The 12,125-nt window shown below is 44.8% G+C and carries 13 protein-coding genes; 8 read left to right on the forward strand and 5 right to left on the reverse strand.

Features of this window, described 5'->3' with window-relative positions:
* The first annotated feature begins 85 nt into the window (after positions 1 to 85).
* The gene (locus tag MZO41_RS14015) at positions 86 to 361 is read left to right on the forward strand and encodes a hypothetical protein (protein WP_252129698.1); all 276 of its coding nucleotides are present in this window, start codon (positions 86 to 88) and stop codon (positions 359 to 361) included.
* A gap of 816 nt (positions 362 to 1,177) precedes the next feature.
* Here the strand turns inward: MZO41_RS14015 and MZO41_RS14020 are convergent.
* The gene (locus MZO41_RS14020) at positions 1,178 to 2,656 is read right to left on the reverse strand and encodes a DHA2 family efflux MFS transporter permease subunit (protein WP_013355933.1); all 1,479 of its coding nucleotides are present in this window, start codon (positions 2,654 to 2,656) and stop codon (positions 1,178 to 1,180) included.
* A gap of 117 nt (positions 2,657 to 2,773) precedes the next feature.
* On the opposite strand from MZO41_RS14020, the gene MZO41_RS14025 reads away from it, so the two are divergent.
* Positions 2,774 to 3,373, forward strand: a complete 600-nt coding sequence (locus tag MZO41_RS14025) for a TetR/AcrR family transcriptional regulator (RefSeq protein ID WP_003643398.1) — start codon at positions 2,774 to 2,776, stop codon at positions 3,371 to 3,373.
* Positions 3,374 to 3,493: 120 nt separating this feature from the next.
* Here MZO41_RS14025 and MZO41_RS14030 read toward each other — a convergent pair whose 3' ends face one another.
* Positions 3,494 to 4,375 carry an ABC transporter substrate-binding protein gene (locus tag MZO41_RS14030; RefSeq protein WP_050577158.1) on the reverse strand — a complete coding sequence of 294 codons (882 nt, stop codon included), beginning with the start codon at positions 4,373 to 4,375 and terminating at the stop codon, positions 3,494 to 3,496.
* Positions 4,376 to 4,659: 284 nt separating this feature from the next.
* Here MZO41_RS14030 and MZO41_RS14035 point away from each other — a divergent pair, with 284 nt between their 5' ends.
* The 4 genes from MZO41_RS14035 to MZO41_RS14050 all read left to right on the forward strand — a co-directional run bounded on the left by MZO41_RS14035 (position 4,660) and on the right by MZO41_RS14050 (position 8,198).
* On the forward strand, positions 4,660 to 5,454 hold the full coding sequence (locus tag MZO41_RS14035) for an ABC transporter ATP-binding protein (protein WP_003642350.1): 795 nt from the start codon (positions 4,660 to 4,662) through the stop codon (positions 5,452 to 5,454).
* Entirely contained in the window at positions 5,451 to 6,449 is a 999-nt protein-coding gene (locus MZO41_RS14040) for a FecCD family ABC transporter permease (protein ID WP_003642351.1), read from the forward strand. Before MZO41_RS14035 ends, MZO41_RS14040 begins: the two co-directional genes overlap by 4 nt.
* Entirely contained in the window at positions 6,446 to 7,441 is a 996-nt protein-coding gene (locus tag MZO41_RS14045) for a FecCD family ABC transporter permease (RefSeq protein ID WP_252129699.1), read from the forward strand. The genes MZO41_RS14040 and MZO41_RS14045 overlap by 4 nt, the downstream gene beginning before the upstream one ends.
* 244 nt (positions 7,442 to 7,685) lie before the next feature.
* Positions 7,686 to 8,198 carry a TetR/AcrR family transcriptional regulator gene (locus tag MZO41_RS14050; protein WP_003643401.1) on the forward strand — a complete coding sequence of 171 codons (513 nt, stop codon included), beginning with the start codon at positions 7,686 to 7,688 and terminating at the stop codon, positions 8,196 to 8,198.
* On the opposite strand, the gene MZO41_RS14055 is transcribed toward MZO41_RS14050, so the two are convergent.
* The 3 genes from MZO41_RS14055 to MZO41_RS14065 all read right to left on the reverse strand — a co-directional run bounded on the left by MZO41_RS14055 (position 8,179) and on the right by MZO41_RS14065 (position 10,584).
* Complete coding sequence (locus MZO41_RS14055) at positions 8,179 to 9,072, reverse strand: SDR family oxidoreductase (RefSeq protein WP_013355936.1); 894 nt, start codon at positions 9,070 to 9,072, stop codon at positions 8,179 to 8,181. The genes MZO41_RS14050 and MZO41_RS14055 overlap by 20 nt on opposite strands.
* Before the next feature lie 293 nt (positions 9,073 to 9,365).
* A complete protein-coding gene (locus MZO41_RS14060; RefSeq protein ID WP_003642355.1) occupies positions 9,366 to 10,112 on the reverse strand; it encodes an SDR family oxidoreductase in 747 nt (248 codons plus the stop codon).
* A 16-nt stretch (positions 10,113 to 10,128) separates the two neighbouring features.
* Entirely contained in the window at positions 10,129 to 10,584 is a 456-nt protein-coding gene (locus tag MZO41_RS14065) for a DapH/DapD/GlmU-related protein (RefSeq protein ID WP_003642356.1), read from the reverse strand.
* Positions 10,585 to 10,893: 309 nt separating this feature from the next.
* Between MZO41_RS14065 and MZO41_RS14070 the strand changes: the two genes are divergently transcribed.
* Together MZO41_RS14070 and MZO41_RS14075 are read left to right on the forward strand one after the other, a co-directional pair.
* Entirely contained in the window at positions 10,894 to 11,730 is an 837-nt protein-coding gene (locus MZO41_RS14070) for an SDR family NAD(P)-dependent oxidoreductase (protein ID WP_003642357.1), read from the forward strand.
* A 10-nt stretch (positions 11,731 to 11,740) separates the two neighbouring features.
* Positions 11,741 to 12,121 carry a MerR family transcriptional regulator gene (locus tag MZO41_RS14075; protein WP_003642358.1) on the forward strand — a complete coding sequence of 127 codons (381 nt, stop codon included), beginning with the start codon at positions 11,741 to 11,743 and terminating at the stop codon, positions 12,119 to 12,121.
* Positions 12,122 to 12,125 lie beyond the last annotated feature (4 nt).

A 12,125-nucleotide genomic window follows, 5' to 3' on the forward strand; every position in this document is an offset into this window, starting at 1 on the left:
CGTCGCCAAGAAACACTAAATGGCATGACTCCGAAAGAATTTCGGAATCATGCCATTCTAAAAACTGCATAGCTATTTTAATTATTTGAACTGTCTACTTGACTCGGAGCAGTCCCGTGACTTAGTTTTTCTGAACTATGACTTTTCGAACCAAGAAATTATTGATTTGATGGCCGCATTTTCCGAAAAGCAACTCAAGAAAGCCCCAATCACTGACCAAGAATTTGAAAAAGTAGTGGCGGTAGCTAAGCCAGATGTACAAGGTATTCACTCCGTTTGTCAACAATTAGTCATCAGTTTTATTGCTGAAGAACGCTTCTTAGCAGTATTTGGCGATGGCACATGCCATCCTTCAAACTAGCCGCTTAATTAAACAGAACCGGTTTTAACTGTTCCTTGTACTAGTCCCTGCCAAGTTATCAGATTACCATTGACAAGTCTTTAAACTAGCCGGATTTAACATAGTATCGTTCGAACAACTTCTATATTAAAGCATCGGATTAGCAGAAGTGAAAAGCATCTCTAACTAATAAAATCTTAAAAATTAAAGCGCGTAACATTAAATTGTCACGCGCTAGCTTGTACTAGATTTACACATACACAATCATTATTTGAACTTGTTCCAGACACATTCAATAACTAGAATAATCCCGAAAAAAGCAAAAGTTCCTAAAAAGTAATGTATCAACGTTGTTAAATAAGCAAACCAATCGTATGGTAGCTGGTTATAATGATCGATACTACCTTTCACTACAAATAGTAAAACAAACTCAAGCAGCAGCATAATCTTATTAATATTGATAAAACTATCAACTTGTTTTTGATATCGTAAATAGACCTTTTTCAATCTTATCCCCCCAAAAAGTATTGCCTCGCAAGATGTGTTTAATACCATCATATCAATGAACTGCTGCGCCTGTCACTGTTGTCTTGAAGTTATGATTATTAGTCTCAAAAGCTTATACAGTTGGGTCCTTCAATTCTATAAGGAATATTAACGAATTAAGCCAGTGCCACAAAAACGCACTTAGGTAATCGAGATGCCCTGTCGCAATCAATCGTTGCTTAACCAGTTCGTAGTAACCAGCTCTTAACGGGCCGCGAATTTTTAGCCTGGCACTCAATACAGGCCCGAAAACGGCTTGGCTGATTAACAATAAATGAAATTCTCCATGGGTTACTTCGCCGCCTTCAATTTGTTAGTCAGCAATAAGGTTGGCAAAATAATAACTATTGCGGCAATTGCAATCACTAGAAAGCCTTGTTGAAACGCTGCTAAGCGAATTGCTTGCAAATGGCTTGTTGTAAAGACTTGTAAGTGAGCTGCGTCGACGTGATACGTTCCTGCTTTTAGGTGTCGTTCAAACACATTCACTTGGTGTGTGGAATACGCCGTTACAATCGTCGTAATCAAAGCGGATCCAAACGCACTCCCAATATTTTGGATAATTCTGGTCCCAATTGTTGCAGCTGGCACTTGTCCAGGTTGCATTCCTGTATAAGCATCGGCCATTAACGGCATTAAAATACCACCAGCACCAATTCCCCGCACAAATAAAATAAGTGCCAAAATCCAGTAAGACGTCTGTTGACCAAACCAATAAAACGGTAAGGTACCGACAAACGTGATGACGACACTTCCCAGAACCACGTACTTAGCGCCTATTTGATCTGTTAGCCTTCCCGTTAACGTCCGCGAAACTAGCATTCCCGCTCCCTGAGGTAATAGCGCTAGAGCGGCGTTAATCACGCTCATTCCCCGAACGTTTTGAAAATAGAGTGGTAGTAACAACATTGCGCCGTTCAATACCGTCCCAGCGATAAACAATCCTAAGCCAGCACCATCAAATGATGCAAACTTAAATAAGTGCAGTGGCACTACCGCCCGTTCTTTTTGCCAAGCGGCCCATACGACATAACTAATCAACGCTATCGCCCCTAGAATTAACATCTCAATACTTGTCGCGTTATTAAAACGGTCAGTATGCGCGGCATTAACCAAACTATAAATGATAGCACTTGAGGACACAATTAGTAGCAAGATACCAATAAAGTCCATTTTCGCTGTTCGATTTTGTGCCGGATAATTCGGCATCTTCCACAAAATCAAAGCGATTGAAATCAAGACTACTGGGACATTGATCCAAAAAATCCAATGCCACGATGCAAATTTGATAATGATTCCACCAATGACCGGTCCGATTAATGGTCCTAAAATCATGGGTAGCCCAACTGTTGCCATCATCTGGCCCATCACTGCTGCACCCGCAGTTTGCACAAGCAAGGTCGTCAAGAGTGGCATAATCAAGCCACCCGCAAAACCTTGAACTAACCGAGCGATAATCAATAATTGAATATTCGGTACTACGGCTGCAAATATCGAGCCAAGACCAAACAAAATCTCACCAGCCACAAAGACCGCTTTACCATCAAAACGATTGAGTAACCAACTGGAAAATGGCACCGCGACCCCCGTTGCCAGTAAATAACCTGTAACTGCCCACTGGACCGTCGTCACGCTACTATGAAAACTAGTCACTAAGTTGTTAATGGCAATGTTGATCATGGTTGAATCTAATAATGGTGCCATCGCACCAAACACTACGACCCAGGCAATCGTCATAGTTGCTTTTGAAATTTTTGCTTTTGCTTGCATATTATCCTCCTAATTAAGAAACTTAAAGTGTCTTATTCGCATAACTGGTATAATACGCTATATAAAGAAAAAGTCAATAAGAAACTTAAAGTATCTTATTTAAAAAAGAGGGATTACATGACTAAAACACGTCGTCGTGGCGCTGAACTCGAAAACGCCATCTATCAAGCCGCCCGTGACATCTTAAATCAAGATGGTCTTGAACAATTGACGTTCGCTAACGTCGCGGAACAGGCCGGCACCAGTAAGCCTGTCATTTACCGACGCTGGCGTTCACCACTAGAGCTTGCAATTGCGGCTATCCAGGACCAAATCATTACGGAAAACCATGGTCAACTAGACGAAGTGAGCTTGACCGGTCAGACACTTTCTGAAGATTTATTCCAAGTACTCAAGCGCTTCACTGTCAGTATTAATACATTCAATCAAGCTTTAGTTATCACTTGGTTTCACCACCTAGATCAACAAGCAAATCCAGAAGTTAAGGACTTGCTCAATGCTGTGAAAAAGATTGACGCCCATGCGATTGAACGCGTGTGTCAGCGTGCACAGCAACGTGGGGAACTGCGTACGGGGACTTTATCGTGCGACTTACAACTGATGCCATTCGACTGGCTTCGCTACCGTGCTTTTGCTAATGAACCGATTACTGATGCCACCCTTCATCTACTTGTCGATGATTTATTAGTCCCCGCCTATCAACACGCGTTGGGATGATGATTACCGCTGTCTATAGACAATAAAACGCGTAAATTACTTATTTTACTGTGAGTAATTTACGCGTTTTAAATTTTTATCTCAATCCTATTATTTTTCGTTATAATGATTGACTAACTATTATTTCAACAAGTCTGTCTTCACCATATCAATCATTTGTGAATAAGCAATTGGTCCCGAATACTGCCAACTGCTACTGTCACCATACTGGTACAGATGGTTGTTCTTCACGGCCTTGATATTTTTCCACAACGGGTCCTTAAATAGCGACGCACTCTTTTGACTATTCACTAAGAAAATATCATCTGCATCTAACTTAGCGAGCTTTTCTAACGAGACCGCCGACCAATCCGCCGTGGCCGACTTAGACACTTGTTTAACTAAACTTGGTTCACCCAATTGTAAATCTTGATACAGCAAGGCCCCACTGGCTGAATTGTCATTGACCATGTAGGCGGTATTATTGGTGACCCACAACACCGCCACTTTATGCTGACCCGACTTTTTCAACGCTTGCCGCGTCGTTTGGACCTGTTTGTCATACTTAGCAAGGACTTTTTTGGCCTTAGCCTGGCGATTAACCACCTTAGCCACATCAAGGAAAGTTTGGCGCCACGTTACCGTAGTCCCATTTTTGACCACGTAGGTCGGGACGATTTTATTATATTGCGCATACTTGCCATTGGCGACCGCACTACTCGTCCCCATCAGAATCAAGTCCGGTTTGGCCTTGGTCACCGCTTCATATGGTAACGAATAGTCAATTAGCGGCACCCCTTTCAACTGCTCTTTCAAGTAAGCCTGCGTACCACTACCATTTTTGACCGACCACTGCACGACCGGTTTAATGCCTAAAGCCACTAAATCATCTTCCAAATAACTCGCCACGATCCGTTTCGGATGCTTCGGCACCTTGACCTTATGCTTCAAATAATCGGTTCGTGTAACTGTCGTACTTGTCGGCTGCTTCGCACCGCACGCCCCTAATAGTAGGCTTCCCATTAACCCCAATACTAATCCCAATTTTACAATTTGCCACCGTTTTGTCACAACTGTCTCCACCTTTCAAGCGCTACCAAAATTATTAGTGAAAACACTATCAATTGTCAATAAAAACATTTAAGATAAGACTATCAATTGAACACTAATTATTAGTTAGCAGTTGTTTTAATCACGTTTTCCAACAAACAAGCTGGCAAAATAAGATTGTGCACAACTAAACAAAATTAGTTAACTTATTAAGCGAACCTCCTTGAACGCTTAACTTTAAGAAAGGAATCCTATTTGTGAATACCATTGAAGCCCAAAATATTAGTATTGGTTATGGCGACAAGGTTATCGTCGATCAGCTATCAATTACGATTCCGCATGGTCAGATCACTACGCTGATTGGCCCGAATGGTAGCGGTAAATCGACCCTCATTCGTGCCATCGCCCACCTATTGCCACCAACAACCGGCGTTATTCTACTGGATCATCAAAACATTCAACAAATCAAAAGCAAAACTTTTGCGAAAAAGATTGCAGTCTTACCACAGACGAACCAAACGGCTAACGATCTCACCGTAGAAGAACTGGTGAGTTTTGGCCGCTTACCTTATCGGCGGCCGTTAAGTGGGCTCACCACAACTGACCATCAAAAAATCGAATGGGCGCTCACTCAGGCCAGCCTCCAAGATTTACGCCAACGGCCCCTAAGCACCCTTTCTGGCGGACAACGTCAACGGGCATGGATCGCCATGGCCGTTGCTCAAGATACTGACACGATTATTCTGGATGAACCCACCACCTACTTAGATTTGACTCACCAATTAGAAGTGATGCAACTCGTCAAAAAGCTCAACGAACAGGCCCACCGAACTATCATTATGGCATTACACGACTTGAACCACGCGGCTCGCATCTCTGACCAATTAATCGCGCTCAAGGACGGTCACGTTTTGGCCCACGGTCCCGTGTCCACCGTCATGACGGCCGCTAACTTAAAAACAATTTTCAATATTGATGCCACCCTCGTTGACTACCACGGTACCCCACTGATTTTGACCTATAACGGCTGTCAGGAAGTGGCCCCCGCATGAAGTCAACGTCCAGATATTGGGGGTGGCTGGCACTTAGTACCGGCGTACTCATTCTCGTCATGGGGCTCAGTTTGCGATTTGGCGCTGACCAGATGCGTACGGCCACCGTCTGGCACGCCCTGACGACCACACACACTGGCAATCTTGATCAACAAATTATCCGGCACATTCGTGTGCCCCGCGTCCTTGGAGCGGCGTTGATTGGGGCAGCTCTTGCTGGTAGCGGCGCCCTAATGCAAGCAGTGACGCGTAACCCGTTAGCGGATTCAGGCTTACTGGGGATTAACGCGGGAGCGGGCTTAATGCTAACGCTGTGTTTAGCCTTTTTTCCAAAGTTATCAACTTTACAAACGACTGGTTGGGCCATTATTGGTGCGGCAGCCAGTGCCGGACTAATTTTCAGTATCAGCACCGCCCGCCATGTTCAACTCGATCCCACGATTCTGGTACTCGCTGGGATTGCAATCAGTAGCCTATTAACAGCTCTGAGCGAAGGGCTGGCCCTTGTGTTGCAGCTCAAACAGGACCTCGCGTTCTGGTATTTCGGTGGCCTGGGTGCCGTCAGCTGGACACAATTAAAGTTTCTCGGTCCAGGACTAGTCTTGGGATTGCTACTGACCCTACTACTCGCACCGCAACTAAACTTAGCCTATCTTACTGACGACAATGCACAGAGTTTAGGGAAAAGTCTCCCATTACTGCGAGGCCTAGCTCTCATCTGTGCCGTCATTTTATCCGGGATCTCAGTGGCATTAGTTGGCACGATTACTTTTGTTGGCCTGATGATTCCCCACATGGCGCGTTGGTTAGCGGGCGCTAATTACCGCAATAGCATGCCATTAACGTTGATCCTTGGTGCAACACTGACGGTCGGTGCGGATTTGATTGCACGGCTAGTTAATCCGCCACATGAAACGCCCTTTGGCATCATTATCTCCTTAATCGGGGTACCGTGCTTCATCTACCTTGCACGAAAGGAGCCGATGAAAGCATGAGCCCTAATCGTCGCTTAATTATTTGGTCACTGCTCTTAACTGCTAGCATGCTCGGACTAGCGATTCTCAACCTTAGTACGGGTACAATGACCATCAGCTGGCCCGCTCTGCTGGGAATTTTAACTGGTCGCGGTAATGCGACCGACATGCTAGTCTTAGTCAACTTTCGCTTACCACGGATCGTGCTCGCTATCATGGTTGGCTGGGCCCTGGCATTATCCGGTAACGTCTTACAAACGGTCACCAACAATCCAATGGCCGACCCTAGTCTACTCGGAATTAATAACGGCGCTGGACTAGCCGTTATGTTACTCATTATTGGTGCAGGCACCAACGCTTCGTTAACGCTGAGTTTACCTATCGTTGCGTTAGCTGGGGCGTGGTTAAGTACGGCCCTGATTTTTTTATTAGCGAATCAGCGTCAACGAGGGATCTCGTCTAAGCGCCTGTTACTGGTCGGCGTCGCCTTGTCCGGCTGTTTTTCAGCCTTAATGGTGTTGATGACACTAAAATTATCACCTGATAACCATCAATTTGTCATGAATTGGTTGGCCGGTAGTTTGTGGGGCACTGATTGGTCTTATATCGGCTGGGCGCTTCCATGGCTGGCAGTCGGTAGTGGTATTCTATTCATTCAATTACCCGTTCTCGACGCCTTTACACTCGGTACGACCACTGCCCAAACATTGGGAATCAACTTGAAACGCCAACAATTGGGAGTGATTAGCGTGGCCGCCATGTTAGCCGGCGTCAGTGTCGCCATTAGTGGCGGTATCAGTTTCATTGGCCTGATTACCCCCAACCTGGCACGACGAATCGTGGGATCCCGACAACGCTATCAGCTTCCGTTAGCTGGTCTGTTAGGGAGTACGTTATTACTCGCTGCCGATACCTTAGGAAAACTAATCACCACGACCACTGAACTGCCAGCCGGCGTGCTCGTCGCATTGATTGGAGCGCCATACTTCATTTACCTGTTAGTGCGGGGATAAATAAACCTTAAAACGAGTGCAATCGTGTCGTATGCATGAACATACCAACTATTACACTCGTTTTTTTACGATTAATCATTAAAATATTTGGTTGGCTTACCAATTCTAGTCCCTTGACTATACCGCCGCAGGGCACATGCTTATAAGCGCTCTGAATTTCAAATGCTTACACCACATCTTTGTATCGGCACACCGGACAGGTTATACTAATCGTATTCTATTAAATTTCGAGGAGGTATTCGTAATGGCTAATCAAAGAAATCAACGGATGCAGGCCACGATTCTACTGGCATATGAAAACCTGCTGAGTGACAAGCCCTTTCGAAAAATCACCGTTCAAGATATTTCGGATGCAGCGTTAGTCCATCGGTCAACTTTTTACAAGCACTTTCAAGATCAGTACGATTTATTGGAAGCCCTATTTGAACAAAAGCGGCAACAATCGAAGCTAACTATTGACCAGATCTTCACACATCCTTTTGAAACGCTCAACTCATTCGGCAATGCGCGTTTTCAAGAAACATTGCGTCATCAATTTAACGATGACGCCTTTCGCGATGCATTCCTGAATTATCTAATCCATCTGTGTAAAGATACTGTTGACGATGATCAACGACTAGTCCGGTTTCTAGCCGTTGGCCGCATCAAGGGACTCACCTTATGGATAACCGTGGGCAATGCGCCTTATAATATATTCACGGATACGGCTACCTTGGACAATATTTTTAGTAACCCACTTAATACCGTGAACTACTAATATCAGTTAATAAATCTGGTTGTACTGGAACCCAACCTAATATTTGTCGTGTAAGCTGACTGGAGGTCGGACAATTGATTAGGTAAAGCATCGCTGTGTCGCCAAAACTCAGTGGATTATACTTAGCCTTTAATGGAACATTTAACTTACGACTAATCGTACGCGCAATGGCCGCGGTTGTGATCGATTCCTCGGCAACTGCGTTGAAAACACGCTCGTTAGTTGTTGGATGCTCAAGGCCATACATCGTGACTAAATAAAACAAGTGCGCCGCATCTAACCGATGAACAGCACTCCAAGCATGTGTTCCTAAGCCAAAGTACTCGGCACGGTGGCTTTTTTTAGCACGCTCAATCACTGTTCTAGTAAAGCCCATATCACCCGCACCATGAACAGCCGGTGATAAGCGTACGACAAACGCATTGATGTTTTGAGCCATTAACTGACGTGCAACGATCTCAGATTTTCTCGGTGTGAGCCATTTGAGTAGCCCAGTATCCGCGACTTCATGCTCCGTCTCGACATGCTTTCTAATACCCGTCGTCCCATACGTAACGACCAACGGCTTATTAGTCCCACTAATGGCACGCCCCATAGTTTCAATGGCCCGCCGATCCATTGCACCAGCCTGAAAAAAATGCCGAAAATCATTGTTAAAGCCCAAATGAATAATGGCATCTGCCTGAGCAGCAGCCGTCGCCAACGTTGACAAACTAGTCAAACTTCCGCGTACAGGCTGAGCCCCCCAACTAATGAGTTTTTGAGCGCTCGTCTCAGAACGAGCTAGTCCGACGACCTCAAAACCATTAGCGACTAATTCTTGTACAACCGCACTACCTACAAATCCCGTACCACCTGTTATAAATACTTTCATCAATAACCATCTCCGCTCATCTACACTATTTTAATTAATCCTCAATATTCAATACTTGTGACACACCTAATTCGAGGCTTTCGTTGCCTTCTATCTTAACGATGATCACAACGCAAAGACAGCAACAAAATATCCATATTATTCACGATAGCGACACTTGTCTAAAAATGTCGTTGTATCTAACGTTATTATCCACTCAACATGTGGGCTTATCTAATCAGTAGCACCTATCAAAATAGTCGCGACCTATCTTACAGATAAGCCGCGACTATTTAAAGCACTTGATTTAATGATTAAACTTCCTGTTGTGCTGGCCGTACTAACACTTCACTAATGGCGACGTGTTTAGGCTGATCGATCGCAAATAATACCGCGTTAGCAATATCTTCCGGATTTAAAGCCAATCCTTGACGATCGTCCGCATTCATCAGCTCACTGATACCGGCCTGAATTTGCGTATTGCCGATTGTATTGACCAACTCCGTCCGAACTGCACCTGGCGACACGATGGTTGAACGAATTCCGTGTTCCTTTTCTTCCTGTCGCAAGCCTTCCATAATGGCCCGGACCGCATACTTAGTCCCGTTATACACCGCTGATGCGGGATAAACAACGTGTCCGGCAACTGAATCCGTTGCGATAATCAAACCATCATGTTGCTTTTGCATGATTGGCAATACTTCACCAATTCCATTCAAAACCCCCATAATATTCACGTTCAACATCATCTGCCACTTATCGTATTCACGGTCACTCAGATTACCCTGGGGCATCGTACCGGCATTATTATATAGCACATCGACACGCCCAAACTTGGAAACGGCCAAGTCAATCAAAGCGCGAACTTGTTGCCGATCTGTTACATCAGTTACTTGATAGACCGCGTTGTCACCAATCGCTTGACTCAAGGCCTGTAACCGCTCTTCTCGACGCGCCCCCAATACAACTTTAGCGCCTTTAGCCGCTAACAACTTGGCCGTGGCGGCACCAATACCGCTGGACGCACCCGTAATAACAACCACTTTACCTTTAATACTCATCTTTATAAAACCTCCGTTAATCTACTTGCTCAATTGTTTTAATCACTTTAGCAGGGACGCCGGCCACCACCGTATTTGCTGGCACTGATTTTGTCACAACTGCGCCGGCACCCACAACAGCATTTTCACCAACTGTGACGCCAGCTAATACCTTGGCACCAGCACCAATCCAGGCATTTCGTTCAATGTGAATTGGCTGAACTTCAACCGCATGCCGCTTAGCAGGATCTAACGGGTGATTAACGGATAGTAACATCGCACCCGGACCAATCAGCACGTCATCCGCTAATTCAATCCCGCCTAAATCAGTGATCTGAACATTATCATTAATAAAAACACGTTTGCCGATTTTTAAATTCCGCCCATAGTCTGTCCACAGTGGCACGCGAATCTCGACTGAAATATCGATAGTTTGACCCGTTATCTCCGCAAGACGTTCACGAATTTCACTTGGTTCCCGGGTTACATTCAACGCTTGAATGCGGCGCTGATTAGCATCGACAATTGGCTGAATTGTTTGCAGATAATCTTGATCTAAATACTTTGCTTTGATGATACGTCCCTCCCTTATTAAGTTAAATTCAGTATACGAGCGTTCACTATATATGTGAAATGCTTATGTTAAATACACATTCATAGGTTTAAAGCATAGAAGAACTCTGCTGATTATGTTTTAAATCGCCAATAACTACTGCACGTCATAATTAATTTAATGCTTGCTATCGGGTCGACCCCATAGTTTATACTTGCGCATAATCATCGAATTGAAGGAGTGACTGACATGCAATCAAAATTAGCTGTTATTATTGGTGGGACTTCTGGCGTTGGTAAACACACCGCAATTGACCTTGCCAACCAAAACTATCATGTGATTATCGTTGGCAGTCGGGCTGACAAAGGACGACAGGCTCAAGCCGATATTAGTCAAGCAACTGGCAATCAAGCTGTCCAATTGGCTTTGGCCGATCTGAGTACCAAAACTGGTGTTCAACAATTTGCTCATCAGCTTGCAGCCATGACGGATCACATCGATATTCTACTCAATAGTATTGGTGTGATGCTACCTGAGCGACATTTATCGGCAGATGGTTATGATTTGAACCTAGTTTTAAATTACCTCACCCATTTTTGGACCATTCAAGCCTTGTTACCGTTGCTAAAGCACAGTGACCAAGCGCGCATTCTATTGGTTGGTGCCCTGCCATTCGTGATTAACCATGCTAAAGTGAGTCTTCCAGACTTTGACGCCCCGGCCACATCCAAGTACAATGCCATGACCGTCACAGCCCAGGCCACTGCTGCGCGCGTACTACTCACGTTAGCTCTCAGTGAACGCTTAACAGCAACCAACGTGACAATCAACATTTTCCACCCCGGCTATGTCCCAGATTCTAACTTTGGTGCTGGCGGTAGTTGGGTGAGTCGTTTGGCTGGTCGGATACTGGGTGAAAGTTTCTCTCGCAAAAATTCCCCGATTGGTGCATGGTTAGCTACTGCTCCCGAACTCACTCACACAAGTGGACACTTCTACGATGACCGCCTACGTCAAGTTCGGTTATCTAAGCAGTACACTCGCTCTAAGGCCAACGACTTATGGAGACTCAGTTCTCAATATTAAGGAGACGCTCTTGTTAACGTTTAAAATTCCTGAGCAACAGCATTACTTCACTACGAAGGAAGTCACCGCGATGACTGGAATGACTAAGGATGCGTTACGATATTACGAGCACCTTGGCATTCTGCCTGATGTTCAGCGAAACCAATACAATTACCGTCAATATTCCCACAAAAACTTGGAAACACTCCAACTCATTAAAATATTTCGGGACTTAGATCTCGATTTAAGTCTATTGACACCAGCCCATCTAGCACTAGATGGTCAAGCAAAAGTAGTCGCTTTCAAGCAGTACCAACAAGTCATTCGGGATCGCATCCGGCATCTGGAAGCAATCGATCAGTTATTGGCAACTAAAATCGACTACTTTGAACATCAATCCATTGATACTTAAACAC

It is taken from the genome of Lactiplantibacillus sp. C232 (assembly GCF_023806725.1).
GTDB lineage: Bacteria > Bacillota > Bacilli > Lactobacillales > Lactobacillaceae > Lactiplantibacillus > Lactiplantibacillus plantarum.